Source organism: Aminobacter sp. BA135, assembly GCF_050859125.1.
Classification (GTDB): Bacteria; Pseudomonadota; Alphaproteobacteria; order Rhizobiales; family Rhizobiaceae; genus Aminobacter; species Aminobacter ciceronei.
Genome location: NZ_CP139572.1, coordinates 1,986,984 through 2,005,380 on the forward strand (window position 1 = coordinate 1,986,984; position 18,397 = coordinate 2,005,380).

Below are 18,397 nucleotides of genomic sequence, written 5' to 3' on the forward strand. Positions count from 1 at the left end.
CGACCTGTTCGGGGAATCGATTTCGATCATGCAGGAATGACTAGACCATGATCGGCTGGCCGGGTGAACCCATTTGTACGATGCCGGCATGGTCCAGTGGCGGCGCGGCTAAGGTCCACGGGGGACGGTCTCGGGTCGCGGTGCGCGGACAGGCTTGCCACGCAGCCGTCAGAAGCCGTTTTCGATGCGCTCGAAGATGACGTTGGTGAAGCTGGAAATCTGGGCGCCGATGAACGGGCCGGTCAGCGCCACCACCAGGAAGATGGCGACGATCTTGGGCACGAAGGTGAGTGTGATTTCCTGGATCTGGGTCAGGGCCTGGATCAGGGCGATGCCGACGCCGACCAGCATGGCTGCCGCCACAGCGGGCGCGGAGGCGGTCAGCACCGTCCAGATGGCGAACTGGACAAGGTCGAGGGCATCGGCTTCGTTCACGCGGCGGCCTTGACCTTGACGCCCGCGACGACCGCGACGGTCTTGCCGTCGGACAGCACGGCGGTGACGCCGTCCTTGGCGAGACGGACCTCGGTGACCGTGCCCGACGTCTTGCCGTCGGCCGAAGTGATGTTGCGGCCGATCAGGGCGTCTGCCTGGGCGAGCGCCGAGGACTGCAGGATCTGGTCGAGGCGCGCATTCATCTGCACCGACTGCTCGACCTGCGAGAAGGTGGCGAGCTGCGCCACATACTCGGTCGATTCCATCGGCTTGGTCGGGTCCTGGTTCTTCATCTGCGCCATGAGCAGCTTGAGGAAGGACTGGTAGTCGACCTGGGTCTTGGAACCGGTCGATTTGTTGGCATTGGCGTTGGTGTTGGCGTTGACCGGTGCAGTGAAATCAATGGCCATCAGAATTTGCCTCCGGCTGCGCGGGCGGGTTGCACCGTTTCGGTCTCTTCGCCGGCGATGATGCGCTGTTCGAGTGGATAGAGGGAGCGGATGGTCTTCAGCGCCTCGTAGACATGATCCTCGGCGACGAGGCGGTCGACATGCTTCAGGCTGGAGAGGATTTCCGCATTGTCGAAGGTGGCGAGCAGCAACGGCAGTGAGCGGCGGAACATGTCGCGCGCCTGGACCGCGCCGATCGGATCGACCAGCATGACCTGCAGGATGAAGTAGAGCTGGCGCAGCGGCGTCGAAGCCTGCTCGGGCTGCAACACATGGCTTTCGAGCAGGAACTGCACGTCGTTGAGCAGTTCGAGCGAGACCTTGCGGTCGGCGCGCACCACGGCACCGTTGATGTAGATCTTCTCGTTGGCCTTCAGCGAGATCTTGAGCGTGTTTTTCATTGTATGCCGTCGCGGATGATCTGCGAGACCTCGATCAGGCCTTCGAAGCTTTCGGAGCGGCCCTGGCGGATGTCTTCCGACTCGCGCAGCAGCCACAGGCCGATCGAAATGAGGTTGGCGCGGAGCTCCTTGGGGAGGGCATTCTCGGGGTTGCCGAGATCGTCCATCAGGGAGGTCCAGACGCGGTTGGTGAAGTTCAGCGCGGCGATCGCCTCGTTGGAATTGGCTCCGGCTTCGCTGGCCTTTATCAGCATGTCGATCGAGCGGCCGAGAAGCTGACGTTCGCGATCCCGCGCATCGGCGACAGAGTCGGTCTGAATGTCGGCATAGGAGAATTGATACATATGCGTCCCGTTTGTTGCCGTTCAGGTCAGAGGTAATTCATCAGGCTGAGCTTCTGGATGCGTGCCGTCAATGCGTAGGATCTCTCGATCATCGAGATCAGGTCGCTGACGCGTGTCGCCGCCTTTTCAGGGTTGACGCCCTCGGTGTTGATGATGTGGCGCTCGAACAGGTCCATCTGCATCTTGATGCGATCGGTGGCGTTGGTGACGCGCTGCTCGATGATGCCGGTCTGCGATTCCAACTGGCCTATGTCGCTGATGGCGGTGCCTATGATCGACACGGCGCGGGTGACCAGCGCGCCGCGGGCCGCAGCGCCGACATTGGAATCGAGCAGGTCGCTGACCATGGCGGCGGCCATGGCGACCTTACGGATGCCGGCATTGTTGGCGCTGACCGAGGACTCGGTGGTTTCGTTGAGCGTGATGCGGCTGGTGATGCCCTGGTCGGTGGCATTGGAGAAATTGGCCTGCCAGCCGGCGCCGAGGAACATCGGCTCGACGACCGAGGTCATGAAGGTGTCCATCTGGGTGGCCGAGATCGACTGCGCCGCCGGATCGTTCTGCGTGAAGCCGAAATGTGTCTGGAAGGCGGTGTCGAATGCCGCCTTGGCCGGCGAGCCGGCCTTGAATTCGTTGAGCGGCTTGACGTCGGTGTTGGTGCCGGCAAACAGATATTCGCCGTTGAGGCTGGTATTGAGCACCGAGGTCAGCGTGTCGAGCGTGCCGCGCGCCGCCTTCTGGGTCAGCGCATAGGCGGCATCACCGGAGGAACTGCTGGTCAGGCTGGCAAGGAAGGTCTGTGCGGCCTTGCCGACCTCGTTGAGCGACTTCTGCGTCGCTGACAGGCGCGACGACACCAGGCCGTTGCTGTCGACAATGCCATCGAGGCGCTCGAGGTCGCGATGGAGCGTGACCGACTGCGCGGTGCGGGCGCCAAGCGCCAAACCGGTGTCGGCGACGAAGCCGGAGCTGGCCTCCTTCTGCGCCTTGATGAGCTCGGACTGCTGGCGCAGCATCGAGTAGCGCAGGGCGCTGGTGACCGCGGAGGAGGAGACGAACGTCGCTTTCATCGCGCTATCTCACCGCGCCCAGGAGGGCTGCCAGCATGTCGTCGACCGCCTTCAACAGCCGGGCCGTGGCCTGATAGGACTGCTCGAGTTCCAGCATCTTCGACATCTCGATGTCGACATTGACAGCGGTATCGTTTGAAAGGGCCTCGGCGGTGCGGATAGCCAGCGCTTCCTTGGTCTGGGCGGCGGTGTCCGCTTGCTTGCGCATGCCCTCGAACCAGCCGATCGAATTGGTCGAGAAGGTGCTGAGGCTCGAGCTTGTGGCGATACCCGCGGCCGGATCGAAAGTCATCGTCTGGTCGATGCGGTTGCCATAGGAGATCAGCAGGTCGGCATAAGAAGCGTTGCTGGCGGGATTCTTGACATAGGCCGCGCCGTTGATGCCGCCATCGCGCAACAGCTTGGGATTGCCGCCGATCTGCGGGTCGACCGCCGGATTGATCTTGATCGAGCGCGCAAGGCCATTGACCAGTACGCCGGCCGGCGGGACCGCCGGGCCGCCGGACCAGGTGAACAGGCCGGCCTGGTCCGCAAGGGCTGGTGCCGTCTCCGAGAAGGCGGTGATCAGTCCGCGCGCCATCTCGTCGAGCTGCGACTGCATCGTGGTGGTGACACTGTCGCGGAGCTGGATCATGCCGGCGAGCTTGCCGCCGGCGTTGGTGTTGGCGCCGACGCCTGGCTGAAGCGGCACGCCGTCGATGAGAATCTTGTTGCCGGTCACGCCGGCGGAGTAACCCGCCAGCGGCTGGAAGGTGACCGCGCGCGGGACGGTCTCGAACAAGGTGGTGCCATCACCTGTGGTGATGACCATGTCGTTGTCGCCACGCTTGAAGGTCGAGATCGGCACGATCTCGGAAATCTTCTTCAGGATGGCGTCGCGCTGGTCGAGGGAGTCGTTGACGTCGCGGCCGGCGCGGGTGCCCTGGATGATCGCCTTGTTGGCCTGCTCGAAATCGGCGAGCAGCCTGTTGAGATCATCGACGGTGGTCGCGATCTCGCTGTCGGTCTCGGTACGGATGCGCTGAATGGCATCGCTGCCGTCGTTGAGCGAGCGCACCACCTGGCGGGCGGCGTCGATCGCCGCCGTGCCGAGGTTCTGGTTGGAGGGGGCTGCCGCGTAAAGCTGCAGCGCCTGCTGGAACTTGCCGAGCTGGGTTGCGACCGAGCCCTTGTTTTCCGAGCCGTTGACGTCGAGCGACAGTTTCTGCAGCCCCTCCAGGAGGGTGTTCTGGCCGGTGAAGTCGGCCAGGGCAGACAGGTTCTGGCGAAACAGCTGCTCGTTGGTCGCACGCTGGATTTCGACCACGCGCGCCCCGGGGCCGGTGCTGGCGAGCACGGCTGTGCGGCGCACGTAGTCAGGATTTGATGCATCCGCGACGTTGCGGGAAACAGTGCTTGTCTGGCGCGACGTGTTGCGAAGCGCAGATTGGGCTATGCTAATGGCAGACGACAGCGACATGCTATGTTTTTCCAGCGGGCGATAAGCCCGTCAGTCCTATCTCTTCAGGTTGACGAGGATATCCATCAGGTCCGCTCCGGTTTGGAAGACCTTGGAATTGGCAGTGTAGTTACGCTGGGATTCGATCATCGCGGTGAGTTCCTCGGCGATGTCGACGTTGGAGTTTTCGAGCGCACCCGAGATCATCTTGCCGAGGCCGCCCGAGTCGGCGAAGCCGATCTGGACCGGACCGGAGTCGGCGCTCTCGCGGAACACGTTACCCGAAAGGCTGTTGAGACGGTCGGGGCTTGCCACGTCGGCCAGAGGAATCTTGAACAGAGGCTTCATCGAACCGTCTGCGTACTGGGCGTACATGGTGCCGTCGGTGTCGATCTCGACACGTTCGATGGTGCTCGGTCCGTTGCCGTCGGCAACGGCCTTGGTCACGGTGTAGGGCGATGCCAGCTGCGTCATCTTGGAGATGTCGAGGGTCACCGGCGCACCGTTCGGGACGGTGAAGCTGAGGCTGCCGGCACTGGTCAGCTTGCCGGTGGTACCGTCGAAGGTCATGGTGCTGTTGGTCAGCAGACCGCCTGCGGCATAGGGGAACGAGGTTCCGGCCGCCGCCTTGGACTGGTCGTACACGGCGACGTCCCAGGTGTTGGCGCCGGTCTTGGTGTAGTAGATGTCGACGATCTTCTTGGCGCCGAGATTGTCGTACATGACCATCGACGATTTCGACGTATAGGTCGCGCCGGCGGCATTCGTGCTCGGGAGCGGGCCGGCGGAGACGGCAGCGTCGCTCTGCAGGTTGGCCGTGAAGGTAGCGTTCTTGGTCGGCAGCGCGGTGAGCTCGGAGCTCGAGATCTGGACGGGCACCAGGCCATCGAAGCCGTTGGCGGTGGCGGCCGGAATGCCATTTGCGTAGCTGTAGCCCATCAGCTGGTAACCGGCGGCATTGATGAGGCGACCCTGGCCGTCGGGCACGAACGAACCGGCGCGGGTGAGGTAGGGCGAACCGGACGAGTCCTGGACGACGAAGAAGCCGTTGCCCTGGACCGCGAGGTCGGTGCCCGACGTCGTGTACTGGAGCGTTCCGTCCTTGGCGACTGCGTTCAGCACCTTGGTGGTGACGCCGCCGGAATTGTAGGCGCCGGGCGTGCTGGGCAGCACCAGCGACGAGAATTCGGTATAGGCGCGCTTGTAGCCGGTCGTGCTCGAGTTAGCGATGTTGTCGGCGACCGTCGACAGCCGGTTCGCCTGGGCATTCATGCCCGAAACGCCGGTTCGCATCATTCCGTAAAGGCTCATCGGTGGTCTCCTCAAATCTCATGCCACGCTGGTGAAGTTACGTGGCATGTCTTGCGCGAGGCTGGTCAGACGATCAGCCGGTAGCCGAGGAAACGTTTTGAATCGATCGGGTCGTGGCCAAGACGCTCACGCAATTTCTTGCGCAACTTCGAGATGTGGCTTTCGACGACATTTTCTTCGACTTCTTCGTCGAAGACACCGTAGATCGCGTTGAAGACCTGGGTCTTGGTGACGCGACGGCCGCTGTTGCTTGCCAAATACTCAAGGATGCGACGCTCGCGACGCGGCAGCGGCATCGGCTCGCCGTCGATCTCGGGGTCGCGGCCGTCCATGAAGATGCGCATTGCGCCGATCTGGGTGAAGCCGGTGTCTTCCTGGGCGCGACGGCGGATGGCCGAGATGCGGGCAAGGATCTCACGGATGTGGACGGGCTTGCGGATGACGTCGTCGACGCCCGACTCGAAAAGCTTGAGCGTGTTTTCGAGATTGTTCTGTTCGCTGAGGGCGATGACCGGGGCTTTGGTACGGTCTCGCAGCTGACGCGGCGAGATCGAGCCCTCGTTGCAGTCGCCGATGAGGAAGGCGCGAACCGAACGCAGATCCTCGTCGGGAGCGCTGGAAACCCATTCGCCGAATTCGGTCGAACGGAAGCCTGCGCACGCCACACCTTCCCGGTCGAAGAGTGAATTATATCCGTTGGTGACGAGCTCTCGCTCGTCCACGATTACGATCATGATTCCGCCCCCGAATCAGTAAAATGCCCTGTTAACCAATCGGTAATGGGTCGGGACCAAGGCGACCAATCGTGAATTCTTGCCGCTATTTTTTAGGGAGTCCGGAATCGCATGGGTTGAACAGGTTGCACGATATGCGTGCATCCTTGCGCAAGCCTGTAATGAGGGGCGGGGTAACGGCCCGTGTCCGGTTCGGTTCGGCTGGCAACGCCTATGGGTTGCAGAAGGTCCGGGCGTTTTCGGTCCAGCGGCCGAAGCCGGTGGCGACCATGTTGGCGATGACGCGACAGACGTAGCGTTTTTGTGCAGGGTCGTTGTTGGGGCCGGCATGATAACGCGCGACCGCCATCGACCAGGATTCATGACGCGAGTGCAGGCTGACGAGAAAGCGCGCGGCATAGTCGACATTGAGGCGCGGATTGAGCATGTCGCGCACCGAGCGGAATTCGGTTGCGTGGTATCGGTGGTTGATCTGCATGCAGCCGAGATCGATCAGCGTCTTGCCTTCGCGACGCGCCGTCTCGAAGGCCGCAACGGCTTCGGCCTCATTCCTAGGAAAGACGGCTTTTCCCTCTATGTTCAAGGCGTTAGGCTGCAAGCTACCCTTCTTTCCCGTTTCGGTCAGACCAACGGCATAGAGAATGCCGACCGGCACGCCGTAGCGGTCGGCGGCGCGCAGGATCTCAGGCTCGCACGGATTGGCCGCAGCTGCAGCGATCGTGCTGGCGGCGCTAGATGTAGCGGCTGCTGCCAGGGCGATCAGCGCCAGACGACGAGATGTTGCGCGAATTGCTTTCGTCATTTGCAGCGTTCCCACTCTGACGTCCATTGCTGGAATTGCCACCTTCACCACCTGTCCCGCCCGACTGGGCAGATGCCTGGTCACGGCCTGCGAAGCCGTTGGCAGCGCTGCCGTCAGCGCGGGCATTCGTCGATTGCGGCTGCAGGATGGTGACGCGGTCAACGTCGAAACCGAGGCCGCGCAGGGCGCTGTTGATCGCCTCGCGGTCGGACGAAAGCCTGTTGTAGGCCTCGGTGTTCTCAACCTCGATTTCAACCGAAAGTTGCTCACCGGTCAGGTGAAGATTGGCTGTGACCATGCCCAGTTCGACGGGGCGCAGTTGGATCTTGAGAGCCTGCGCGCCGGGTGTGCTGGATGCGCTGTTCTGGAGCTGCTGGACCGAGGATACGGCAGCGACATGGCGCGGTGCCGCGGAGGCGATGTCGAGCGCCAGCGCGCCCGCGGTACTGCCCGCGCCAGTGCTCGCCGGTGCCGGGATCGACTGCTCCGACATGACGGTGACGGTGTTGCCGACGGAGGGTTGTTCGGCTTGCCTGACGGGTGTCGGTCGTGCCGGTTTGTCGGCCCTGGCTGCGACGTCGCTGGTGGTTTCCGGCGCGCCGGATTGTGCTGCCTGCTGCGTCTCGGGCGTGGAGGCTGTCGCGGGTGCCGAAACAGGTGCCGCGGACTGCGGCGCGGCTCCGGTGGTAGCCTGGCGCGCGGTCTTGCCGCTCGTGACGAGGGCTGCGAGTTCCGGCTCCGACGCGTCGCCTGCAGCCTCTGGCTGTGCGCTGGCCTTGCTCTCCTCGACGTCGGTCGCGTCGGCGGAACCAGCCTTTGCCGGCTGGGCGCCCGCCTTGCGTAATTCGCTCAGTGCAAGCACCAGCGGCAATGCAGGCTCTTCGGTTTTTTCCGCTTTGACGTCCTTCGTCGTGGCATCCGGCTGCGGCTGGGGTATTTCGAGTGTCGCGTCCTCGGCAGCTTCGCCGACCCTGGGTGTTTTGCCCTCGGCTTCGGCGAGCGCGTCACGTGCCGCAAGCCGCTCTGCGAGCTTGTTCAGGCCCTTTTGGCGCGGCGTATCGTGATCGGCGGCATGACCTTTCGATTTCGGCTCGCCCTTGTTCGGTGAGCTCAGGGCCTGGCCGAAATCGGGCTGGTCGTCATTGCTGGCGAGGGCATTGCGCTCATGGCCGGATGAATGGCGCGCGAGCGGGCTCACCAGGGCCGCGCTGATGGCGTCGGTCATTTGGGGGAGCCTCCTAGCAGTTCGTCAATTGATTCAAGCGTGCGGCGCGCTTCAGTGATCTTGGGATCTTCCGGTTCCGCTGATTCCGGTTGTTGTTGCGCTGTCAAAGGCACGACCCTGGGCGCCGCCACCGTCGCCGGCTGTTCAGCCGGAGGCGACGCGGGTGCTGCTGCCGGGACCTCGGGGGCCGCCGACTGGGTTGCGGGTGTCGCCGACTGGGCGGGCGCAGCCTCTGCAGGTGTCTCGACGGCGTCGGGGATCATCGGATCCGCCGGTGGCGGCGTGATCTCGATCGCCGCCGGCGGCAGATCGCCGACATCCAGCGGTTTCGATGCGCTTGCGGGTGTCGCCGGAACAGCCGACGTCAGCTCCGAGGCAACCGCCTCGACGGCGTCGAGCAGGGCACGGTCGCCCTTGGATAACTTGTCGCGATCGATGTCGCCGAGCTTGCCAAGCATGTCGGCGGCGGTGCCGGAAGTGACCGAGGACAGGCCGGAATAAAGCTGGGCGCGCGGGTCAGCACCGCCAGGTGCGCCGTCACGACGCTTTTCGGCCCTGGCAGCGGCAAAGGCGGAGAGCTCGGTCAGGCCGTCGATGGCAGCATGGCGGGCGATACGGAGATAGACGACCCGTTCCTGCTCGGCGTCCATCATCGCGGTGATTTCGGCGAGCGTGTCAAGATTGATCGACTTGTGCAGGGCAACGACGCCGCCAACGAAGGCATCGGCAAACTGGCTGGCATAAGGCGAGCGCAGGTAGCTGCGAACATATTGCGTCGAGTTGCGCAGGAAGCGGCCGCCATCCTCAAGCCGGGTGGCGAGCGCAACCGAGCGGCGCAGGGCGGCTTCCTCGACCAGCGTGCCGGGGCTGAGCAGTCTGGCCTGGTCGAACAGCGTCATCGCCTGCTCGGGCTGTTCGGCGATGCTGACGGAACCCTTGACCAGCGCCAGAAAGGCACCGAGTTCAGAAATCTGCGTCAGCGGGTCGATCGCGGCCAGCGCCTCCACCGTGCCCTTGGGCTTGCCTCGGAGATAATCGATGACGCCTTGCGCCAGCTTCTGGTCGGCCTCTTCAAGCTCCAGCCGCGAAACCACCTGCTCGATGGTCAGCGGGTTGCCGCCGCTCATCGCATAGATCAGCAGGGCGCGAAAATTCTTGGGATCTTTGAATGCGTCGACATCGGCGGTCCGCATGCGCTTGTCGGTCATTTCGAGCAGCCGGCGCTGCAACGGCAGCGAAGCCTGATCGCCGGAGGCGATGCGGTCCTGCAACAGCTGCAGGCAGCGCACCAGCTGGTAAGGCTCGAGCGCCGGCGCCTCGCTGGCCACGGCACGGCTTGGCACGCCCGCGACGAGCAGGGCGATCAGCGCGGCACCGGACAGGGTTGCCGCCAGCCTCATTCGGCGCGCTCCAGCAGGATTTCGATACGCCGATTGGTGGCCGAGAACGGTTCGGCCTTGTCCTTCAGCTTGCGGTCGGCGAAACCGGCGACCTCGACGATACGCTTTTCGTCAAGCCCGGCGCGGGCCAGCATGTAGTAGGCTGAGTGGGCGCGCGAGGTGGACAGGCGCCAGTTGTCATAGCCGCCGCCACGGAACGGACGCGCGTCGGTGTGTCCGTTGATCGAGATGTTGCCCTCGTGGGTGGCAAGCGTCTTGGCGATCTTTTCCATGGCGAGCACAAGCTGCTTGCGCGGCACGGCGGAGCCGATTTCGAACATGCCGAAATCGAACTGTTCGGTGACCGAGATGACGACGCCCTTGTCTGTGGCGACGACCGAGAGACCGTCGGGCAGGGCGCCGCCCGACTTGATCGCCTCGGCGAGTTCGCGGCGGATGGCGTCGGCATCGTTGACGGTTTCGCGTGTCGGCGCCTCGTCCCTGGGCTTTGGCGCCTCGGCCAATGCTTCAGCTTCGTTGGTGTCGCGCTTGGGGGCATCGCCGGGCTTGGCGGCGGTTTCGCGCGCTGCGGGAGCCGGTGCGGCCGTCTGTTCTGCGGGCTTGGCTTGCTGTTCTTCGGCCTTCACCGGATCGGTCTTGGCCGAACGCTCGGTCTTGTCGCCGGGCTTTGCCGGTTCGCCTTCGATCGCGGCGCGCTCGGCACTTGCTTCGGCGGCAGGCGTTGCCACCTGCTCGGTCCAGAAATCGGGTGCGAACGGGTCGCGATAGGCTTCTCCGCCAGAGGCGCCGCTTGCCGGACCGGCATTCTGGGCACCGCCTTCGTTGCGTTCCGAGATGTTGGCCTTGGCGCCGGTGTCCTGGGCGATTTCGGCGAGCACAGCGTAGGGGTCGGCAAACAGGTGCTCGTCAGAGCGGTTGGCGGCAGGGCTGGCGTCAGCGGAGTTTTTCTCCGTCGACGGGCCGGCATTGCCGCGGCCATCGGAGCCTGCTTTGGCGCTGGCTTCCTGCGGGTTCTCGGCAGTCAGGCCGACCGAATTGGGACCGTCACCGAGTTCTTCGAGGCCCTTGCGGCTGGCATTGCGGTCGACCAGCTTGACGGGGTTGAAGTAGCTGGCGACAGCCGCCTTGGTCTGTTCGTTGGCGGCACTGATCAGCCACATGACGAGGAAGAAGCACATCATCGCCGTCATGAAGTCGGCGAAGGCGATCTTCCAGGCGCCGCCATGGTGGCCGTCGTCATGGTCGGAATGGGCTCGCCTGACGATGACGATCTCGTGGCGTGGCTCGGCGCCGTCAGGACCGTTCATGGCAAGGTCTCGGAAAGCGCCGAAGACCATTCGCCGAGGCGGGTCTCGAACAGGTTGTCGTCGATCGCGACGCTGAGATCGAAGCCGACTGCTTCGACGAAGTCGACATTGTCGATGCGTGCGCCAATGGCGGCCGCGAGCGCGTCGAACAGGAATTGCGGGCCGCTGACCTTGATGCGCACCGCTTCGCGGTCGGCGCAGGCGGCAATGATGGCGCTGGACAGGGCATCGATCGAGCGCTGGCGGATGTCGTCACTGACCAACGTCGCGACAACGCGGGCGGCGGCGTCGGTGGTGAGGTGGACGATACGCGTCTCCATCTCGGCGATGCGCGTGGCGATGACCTCGCCGGCCTCGCTGCCGAAGCGGGCGCCAAGGGCGGCGACCTCCTCGGCGTGGCGCTGGCGCTCGGCCTCGAGCACCAGCTCGTACTCCTCGCTCAGGCGTGTGGTCAGATCGGCCTCGGCCTGGGCGACGGCTTCGGCGACGATTGCCGGGATATCCAGATCCGGAACCGCCTTGGGATATTCCGTGGCCGAGGTCTCGGTCTGGTCGGCATGCGGATGCGGATTTGGCGCGAGCGGTGCGAAATCGGTCAGCCGTTCAAAAAGCGCTGCGATCGACATTACGCGGCAACCTCGTTACCGGCCCATTTGCGCAGGATCAGTGCGGTGCGCTCTTCATTGATGTCGACCATGCGGGCGAGGCGGTCCTGCGGGGCAGGGCGCAGCTTGTTGCGCAGGTCGTCCATGGCGTGCGGCCGCTGGTCGGACAATGCGGCGGGCTCTTCCTCGAACGAAGCCATGCCCTCCGCATTCGGCAAGGCGCGCTGCATCTCCTCGAAGCTCGGCCCGGCGAAGGTGGGCAGGGCAGGGGCTGCGGACGAACCCGACAGTGCTGCTGCCATCGGCCTCAGACCGAAGAAGGCGACGAGGAAAACGACGACGATGAAGGCGGCGGCGTTGATCATCGTTCCTGCGTGCTGGCCGATCGAGGCCATGATGCCGGGGCTCTCGATGACCTCGCCGTCGAGGCCGTCGATGAACTCGACCGCCGAGACGTTGATCAGGTCGCCGCGCTTTTCGTCGAAGCCAGTGGCCGAGGTCACCATCTTCTGGATGTCGGCGACGCGGGCGGCGATGGCCTCGGGCGTCGCGTCCTTGCCGAGGATGGCTGCCAGGCGCTGCTGGTTGACGACCACGGCGATCGACATCTTGGTTACCGAATAGCCATTCGACACCGTGGCGATGCGCTTGGAGTTCATCTCGTAATTGGTGATCTCTTCCTTGCGGTCGCTGGCCGAGGTCGACTGCGGGCCGTCGCTGGCAGCGGCCTCGGCATCGGGCAGGTTCTGCTCGACGGTGGCAGGTGTCGACGACTGCTTCTGGTTGGAATTCTCGTTGGCGCGGACCACCTGGACGGAGCGCTCGACGCGTGATTCCGGATCGAAGATCGTCTCTTCGGTCTGGCGCGAGTCGGTGTTGACGTCAGCCTTGACGCTGGCGCGGAAATTGTCCGGCCCGAGATAGGCTGCCAACGCACGGCGGATGTTGTCCTCGATCTGGGTTTCGACGGTGCGCTCGACGCCGATTGAGCGGGCGGCGCTCGAATTGTTGGGATCGTCGCCGGCGGCGAGCAAATTGCCGCTCGAATCGAGAACCGTCACACGCTCGGCATCGAGGCCGGGGACGGCTGCGGCAACGAGATGGCGGATCGACATGGCGCTCTTGTCGGCATCCATGCTGGCGGCGCGGATGACGACCGAGGCCGACGGCTTCTGCTCGTCGCGGCGGAAATTGGCGCGCTCGGACATGACGATGTGAACACGGGCGGCCTTGATGCCTGATATCGACTGGATGGTGCGGGCGATCTCGCCTTCCAATGCGCGGACACGGGTGACCTGCTGCATGAAGGAGGTGAGGCCGAGCGAGCCGACATTGTCGAACAGCTCGTAGCCGGCATTGGCGCTGGTGGGCAGGCCTTTTTCGGCGAGCAGCATGCGGGCTTGCGCGGTGCTGCCGGCTGGGACCAGCACGGTGGTGCCGTCGGAGGCGACGTCGAAGCCGATGCCCGCTTCGCCCAGCACCATGCCGATCTGGTTCACGTCGGAGCGTTCGAGGCCGACATAGAGCGTCTCGTAGGCAGGACGGTTGAGATAGACGGATGCCACGCCGACGATGGCGATCACCAGTGCTGCGATACCACCCAGCATGGCGAGACGGCGTGGGCCGAAACTCCTGAGATTGGCGACGATGCTCTGTAGCTGTTCGGGCACGTGCGTAAGTTCCCCGCAATACTTTCCGGAGAGACCCTAGCCCGCGAAGCTTGTGCGAAAATGTTATGGGCCGCGCAAGTTGCGCGGCCCATGGCATTTCGTCGGGATTGCTGTTGCCGAAGTGCAACCTGGATTCAGGCGTTTCCGAACGCCGAAATCGGGTTTCGGGGCCGAGGCGTCAGCTCTTGAACAGCGACAGGATGTTCTGCGAGTTCGAATTGGCGATCGACAACGCCTGGATGCCGAGCTGCTGCTGGACCTGAAGGGCCTGCAGGCGCGTCGATTCCTTGTTCATGTCTGCGTCGACGAGCTGACCGACGCCGCGGTCGATGGAGTCCATCAGGCTGGTGGTGAAGGTCTTCTGAAGGTCGATCTGGCTCTTGGCCGCGCCGAGCGTGGTGGCGGCGTCGGTCATCTCGGCGAGGGTCGTCTCGGTGACCTTCACCATCTGCAGGATCTGGTCGAAGCTGAAGCCCTTCACCGAAAGGGTCGCAACGGCGTAGCCGTCTGTGGCGGCAACCGCTGCACCCGGGGTAGCCGGGTTGACGGCGGTGTTGTCGCGTACGCCCGTGGTGCCGAGGCGAAGGCCTTCGAGGATGCCTTTGTTGACGTTGTTGGTGGCTGCGGCGTCGTAGAGCTTCACGCTCTGGACCTTGATGTCGATCGTTGCCAGCGTGACCGTGCCCGAATTGTCGCGGATGAAGCCCGAAACGATCTTGGCGTCATTGTGGACGCCGGCCGCCGAATGGCCGGCAGCTGTCGTCGAATTGACCGAAAGCCAGTTGGCACCGGAGAAGCTGGCGCTGTCGGCATAGCTCTTGAGCTGTGCCTGCAGCGCCTTGATCTCGACGTCGATCTTGTTCTTGTCGGCGTCCGAGCCATTGGCGGCGGCGACAAGCTTGACCTTGATGTCGTTGAGGGTGTCGATCGACTTGTGCATCGCGGTGTATGCGGTGTCGACCTTCGAGGCGCCGAGGCCGAGCGCGTCCTGGACCGTCGAGAGTGCCCTGTTGTCGGAGCGCATGGTGGTGGCGATCGACCAGTAGGCAGCGTTGTCGGAGGCTTCCGCGACGCGGAAGCCGGTCGAGATGCGGGCCTGGGTGGTGTTCAAAGCCTTGTTCGTGGTGTTGAGGCTCTGAAGCGCCGTCAACGCCGAAGCATTGGTCATAATACTGGACATCGAAATAAACCCCTCTGTCAGAGCCGCGCGATCTGCCGCCGCGAACCGGTTGCGGATGCCGTACGTTCTGCCCGTGGCAGCCGAACCGTCATAGCAATTGGTTAACCATAACTACGAACTTATGGTTAACGGCAGATTAAAGACCACACGGCGACAGGCCTTCGCATTTACCGTTACGTGGCGGAATCTATGCTCGCCGTAACTTGCGCGAAGCTATCCGGCGCCGCCAGGCGAGGAGAAGGCGGCGGACAGGGCAAAATGAAATCGGGCCGCACCCATGGGGTACGGCCCGATTTCACGACTGGAGATGTTTTGGCGCCGGGGCATCAGCCCTTGAACAGCGACATGATCGACTGCGAGTTGCCGTTGGCGATCGACAGCGCCTGGATACCGAGCTGCTGCTGGACCTGGAGGGCCTGCAGACGGGTCGATTCCTTGTTCATGTCGGCATCGACGAGCTGGCCCACACCGCGGTCGATGGAGTCCATCAGGCTGGAGGTGAATGCCTTCTGCAGTTCGATGCGGCTCTTGGCAGCGCCGAGGTTGGTAGCGGCCGTCGTCATTTCCTTGAGTGCTGCTTCGACAACGCCAAGCTGCTTGGTGAGCTGCGCATCGGAGTAGCCTTTGACCGAAACTGTCATGACCGAGTAGGTGTCGGTTGCGGCATCGGTGCCGGGGGTCGGGGCGGACAGGGCGGCACGGACGCCGGTGGTGCCGAGACGCTGGCCATCCAGGATGCCGGTCTTGATGGCGGCAGCACCGCCGGTCTCGAACAGCTTGATGTTATCGACCTTGACGTCGATGGTCGACACAGAAGCGGAGCCGGCGCCGTCGCGGTTGAAGGCGGAGACGATCTTGACGTCGTCGGCTGCGGTTGCCGCAGCACCGCTCTTGACCGAGAGCATGTTGGTACCGGAGAAGGTGGCGCCGTCGGAATAGGCCTGGAGCTGCTTCTGGAGGGCCTTGATCTCGGTGTCGATCTTTTCCTTGTCGGCGGCCGATGCGCCGTTGGCGGCGACCAGCTTGACCTTGATGTCGTTGAGCGTGTCGATGGCCTTGTTCATGCCGGTGTAAGCGGTGTCGACCTTGGAAGCGCCGAGGCCGAGTGAGTCCTGGACCGTCGAAAGAGCCTTGTTGTCCGAACGCATGGTGGTTGCGATCGACCAGTAGGCAGCGTTGTCGGAAGCTTCGGCGACGCGCAGACCTGTGGCGATGCGGCCCTGGGTGGTGCTCAGCGACTTGTTGGTGGCGGAAAGCGTCTGCAGCGCCGTCATTGCCGACGCGTTGGTGTTGATGCTGGACATGGGAATTACGCCCCTAGGAAAAAGCAATACTGGAACATACCGGATCGACCGGTATGGCGGCGTGGCATCATGCCTATGATCGCCAAGAAGGGGTCACCCGCCATGCAAAAGACGATCGCATCTTAACCTTACCGAACTGCTAACAACTGTATGAGGTTCGTTTGTTAGAAGATTGAAATATTTAGAGTTTCCTCGATCTTTCAGCGCGACACACGGGTGCGGACCCAAACGCAAACGGGCCGCACCTGAGGTGCGGCCCGTCCTGATGCGAAATGCCTGAGACGGTTCGATCAGCCGCGGAACAGCGACATGATCGACTGCGAGTTGCCGTTGGCAATCGACAGCGCCTGGATACCGAGCTGCTGCTGGACCTGGAGGGCCTGCAGGCGGGTCGATTCCTTGTTCATGTCGGCATCGACGAGCTGGCCAACACCGCGATCGATGGAGTCCATCAGGCTCGCGGTGAAGGTCTTCTGCAGGTCGATGCGGCTCTTGGCGGCGCCGAGATCGGTGGCGGCCGTGTTCATGTCCTTGAGCGCGCTTTCGACGACGCCGAGCATCTGGGTCAGCTGCTGGTCGTTGGCAAACAGCGTGCCGTCCGTCAGCTTCATCGTGGCGACCTGGAAGGTGTCGGCCGCGTCGTAGGTGCCGAGGGTGACGGCGTTTGCCGCGCCTTCGACGCCAGCAGCGGTGCGCTCGGAGTCGAGGATACCCTTGCCGGTGGTGGCAACTCCGGCGCCGGCTTCGTAGAGCTTGATGCTCTCGACCTTGACGTCGATGGTGGAGATCGAAGCCGTGCCTGCAGCGTCACGGTTGAAGGCGGAGACGACCTTGACGTCGGCAGCCACGGCAGCGCCGCTGTTGACCGACAGCATGTTGGTGCCGGAGAAGGTTGCGCCGTCGGCATAAGACTTGAGCTGGTCCTGCAGGGCCTTCACTTCGGTCTGGATCTTGGCCTTGTCGGCGTTCGATGCACCGTTGGCGGCAACCAGCTTGACCTTGATGTCATTGAGCGTGTCGATGGCCTTGTTCATGCCGGTGTAGGCGGTGTCGACCTTCGAAGCGCCGAGGCCGAGCGAGTCCTGGACCGTCGACAGTGCCTTATTGTCCGAGCGCATGGTGGTGGCGATCGACCAGTAGGCAGCGTTGTCGGAAGCTTCGGCGACGCGGAAGCCGGTGGCGATACGGCCCTGGGTGGTGTTGAGAGCTTTGTTGGTCGCAGACAGGGTCTGCAGCGCGGTCATTGCCGACGCGTTGGTATTGATGCTGGACATGGGAATTACGCCCCGAAAAAACAACAAAAAAACAGGGACATACCGGATTGACCGGTATGGCGGAGCGGCATCATGCCCATGATCGCTGTCGATCACCCGCCATGACGCATCATTCTCATATAGACATTGCTAAAACTCTAACTTTTGAGAAAATCGCTGATTAGCCAACGCCGAGTTGTAGAATAATTGGCTGGCGGATTTGCCGCCTGATGGGGTGTGCGGAAGAAGATCCCAAATAAAAAAGGGCCGCAGCGAACTGCGGCCCATATTCCCGGGAAGTGCCTGAGACGGTTCGATCAGCCGCGGAACAGCGACATGATCGACTGCGAGTTGCCATTGGCAATCGACAGCGCCTGAATGCCGAGCTGCTGCTGGACCTGGAGGGCCTGCAGACGGGTCGATTCCTTGTTCATGTCGGCATCGACGAGCTGGCCGACGCCGCGATCGATGGAGTCCATCAGGCTCGAGGTGAACGACTTCTGCAGCTCGATGCGGCTCTTGGCAGCGCCGAGGTTAGTGGCGGCCGTCGTCATCGACTTGAGCGCGCCTTCGACCTTGCTCAGCATCGCGCCGATGACACCGTCGGTGACGCCGGCGGCTGTGATGTCGAGGTCGTGGACGGACTTGGTTACGACAACCGTTGCCGTGGCGTCCGCCGCCGTCGCGGCGGTTGCTGCGGCGGTCTTGGCGTCGACGTCGTGGTCGCCTGCTGCGACACGCTCGGCAAGCTTGGCCTCATAGGCGCCCTGTGCGGTGGCCGAGCTGTAGATCGCCGTCGATCGGTCGAGGATGCCGGCGTTCTTCAGGTTGGCAACGGTGCCGCTGTCGAACAGCTTGATGCCCTCGACCTTGACGTCGATGGTCGAGATCGAGGCAGTACCCGAGGCGTCGCGGTTGAAGGCCGAGACGATCTTGGTGTCCTGCTGCACGCCGGTGTTGGCGGCTGCTGCCGCACCGGCTGCGTCCTTGTCGGACTTGACCGACAGCATGTTCGAGCCGGAGAAGGTCGCGCCGTCGGCATAAGCCTTCAACTGGCTCTGCAGCGCCTTGATTTCGGTCTGGATCTTGGCCTTGTCGGCAGCCGACGCGCCGTTGGCGGCGACCAGCTTGACCTTGATGTTGTTGATGGTGTCGATGGCCTTGTTCATGCCGGTATAGGCAGTGTCGACCTTGGAAGCGCCGAGGCCGAGCGAATCCTGGACCGTCGAGAGTGCCTTGTTGTCGGAGCGCATGGTGGTGGCGATTGACCAGTAGGCAGCGTTGTCGGAAGCTTCGGCGACGCGGAAGCCGGTGGCAATGCGGCCCTGGGTGGTGTTGAGCGACTTGTTGGTGGCTGCAAGGGTCTGCAGCGCCGTCATTGCCGATGCGTTGGTATTGATGCTGGACATGGGAATTACGCCCCTAAGGAATGCGATAGTACAGGGACATACCGGATCGACCGGTATGGC

At 63.3% G+C, this 18,397-nt stretch carries 18 protein-coding genes; all 18 read right to left on the reverse strand.

What is annotated here, in order from left to right:
- Positions 1-168: 168 nt before the first annotated feature.
- The 18 genes from fliQ to SLT36_RS09775 all read right to left on the reverse strand — a co-directional run bounded on the left by fliQ (position 169) and on the right by SLT36_RS09775 (position 18,337).
- Entirely contained in the window at positions 169-435 is a 267-nt protein-coding gene (fliQ, locus tag SLT36_RS09690; RefSeq protein WP_067958500.1) for a flagellar biosynthesis protein FliQ, read from the reverse strand.
- Positions 432-845: a flagellar hook assembly protein FlgD gene (gene flgD / locus SLT36_RS09695; RefSeq protein WP_432287100.1), complete on the reverse strand. Its 414-nt coding sequence runs from the start codon at positions 843-845 to the stop codon at positions 432-434. Before flgD ends, fliQ begins: the two co-directional genes overlap by 4 nt.
- Positions 845-1,285 carry a flagellar biosynthesis repressor FlbT gene (gene flbT, locus SLT36_RS09700; protein WP_432287102.1) on the reverse strand — a complete coding sequence of 147 codons (441 nt, stop codon included), beginning with the start codon at positions 1,283-1,285 and terminating at the stop codon, positions 845-847. The genes flgD and flbT overlap by 1 nt, the downstream gene beginning before the upstream one ends.
- Positions 1,282-1,629: a flagellar biosynthesis regulator FlaF gene (gene flaF / locus SLT36_RS09705; protein ID WP_432287103.1), complete on the reverse strand. Its 348-nt coding sequence runs from the start codon at positions 1,627-1,629 to the stop codon at positions 1,282-1,284. Before flaF ends, flbT begins: the two co-directional genes overlap by 4 nt.
- A gap of 26 nt (positions 1,630-1,655) precedes the next feature.
- Positions 1,656-2,699, reverse strand: coding sequence for a flagellar hook-associated family protein (locus SLT36_RS09710; protein WP_432287105.1), 1,044 nt, complete (start codon positions 2,697-2,699; stop codon positions 1,656-1,658).
- A 4-nt stretch (positions 2,700-2,703) separates the two neighbouring features.
- On the reverse strand, positions 2,704-4,158 hold the full coding sequence (flgK, locus tag SLT36_RS09715; RefSeq protein WP_432287106.1) for a flagellar hook-associated protein FlgK: 1,455 nt from the start codon (positions 4,156-4,158) through the stop codon (positions 2,704-2,706).
- Between the two features lie 36 nt (positions 4,159-4,194).
- Positions 4,195-5,448, reverse strand: a complete 1,254-nt coding sequence (locus tag SLT36_RS09720; RefSeq protein ID WP_432287107.1) for a flagellar hook protein FlgE — start codon at positions 5,446-5,448, stop codon at positions 4,195-4,197.
- A gap of 65 nt (positions 5,449-5,513) precedes the next feature.
- Positions 5,514-6,182, reverse strand: coding sequence for a response regulator transcription factor (locus SLT36_RS09725; protein ID WP_067958516.1), 669 nt, complete (start codon positions 6,180-6,182; stop codon positions 5,514-5,516).
- Between the two features lie 211 nt (positions 6,183-6,393).
- A complete protein-coding gene (locus tag SLT36_RS09730; protein WP_432287108.1) occupies positions 6,394-6,984 on the reverse strand; it encodes a transglycosylase SLT domain-containing protein in 591 nt (196 codons plus the stop codon).
- A complete protein-coding gene (locus SLT36_RS09735; protein ID WP_432287110.1) occupies positions 6,914-8,209 on the reverse strand; it encodes a flagellar hook-length control protein FliK in 1,296 nt (431 codons plus the stop codon). Before SLT36_RS09735 ends, SLT36_RS09730 begins: the two co-directional genes overlap by 71 nt.
- Positions 8,206-9,609, reverse strand: coding sequence for a chemotaxis protein MotC (locus SLT36_RS09740; RefSeq protein ID WP_432287112.1), 1,404 nt, complete (start codon positions 9,607-9,609; stop codon positions 8,206-8,208). Before SLT36_RS09740 ends, SLT36_RS09735 begins: the two co-directional genes overlap by 4 nt.
- On the reverse strand, positions 9,606-10,916 hold the full coding sequence (locus SLT36_RS09745) for a MotB family protein (RefSeq protein WP_432287113.1): 1,311 nt from the start codon (positions 10,914-10,916) through the stop codon (positions 9,606-9,608). The genes SLT36_RS09740 and SLT36_RS09745 overlap by 4 nt, the downstream gene beginning before the upstream one ends.
- Entirely contained in the window at positions 10,913-11,542 is a 630-nt protein-coding gene (locus tag SLT36_RS09750; protein ID WP_432287114.1) for a hypothetical protein, read from the reverse strand. The genes SLT36_RS09745 and SLT36_RS09750 overlap by 4 nt, the downstream gene beginning before the upstream one ends.
- Positions 11,542-13,191 (reverse strand): flagellar basal-body MS-ring/collar protein FliF, encoded by a 1,650-nt coding sequence (gene fliF / locus SLT36_RS09755; protein WP_432287115.1) that lies wholly within the window; start codon positions 13,189-13,191, stop codon positions 11,542-11,544. Before fliF ends, SLT36_RS09750 begins: the two co-directional genes overlap by 1 nt.
- 178 nt (positions 13,192-13,369) lie before the next feature.
- Complete coding sequence (locus tag SLT36_RS09760) at positions 13,370-14,371, reverse strand: flagellin (RefSeq protein ID WP_432287117.1); 1,002 nt, start codon at positions 14,369-14,371, stop codon at positions 13,370-13,372.
- Between the two features lie 326 nt (positions 14,372-14,697).
- Positions 14,698-15,675: a flagellin gene (locus SLT36_RS09765; protein WP_432287118.1), complete on the reverse strand. Its 978-nt coding sequence runs from the start codon at positions 15,673-15,675 to the stop codon at positions 14,698-14,700.
- 290 nt (positions 15,676-15,965) lie between these two features.
- The gene (locus tag SLT36_RS09770) at positions 15,966-16,949 is read right to left on the reverse strand and encodes a flagellin (protein WP_432287120.1); all 984 of its coding nucleotides are present in this window, start codon (positions 16,947-16,949) and stop codon (positions 15,966-15,968) included.
- A 296-nt stretch (positions 16,950-17,245) separates the two neighbouring features.
- On the reverse strand, positions 17,246-18,337 hold the full coding sequence (locus SLT36_RS09775; protein WP_432287121.1) for a flagellin: 1,092 nt from the start codon (positions 18,335-18,337) through the stop codon (positions 17,246-17,248).
- Between the last annotated feature and the right edge of the window lie 60 nt (positions 18,338-18,397).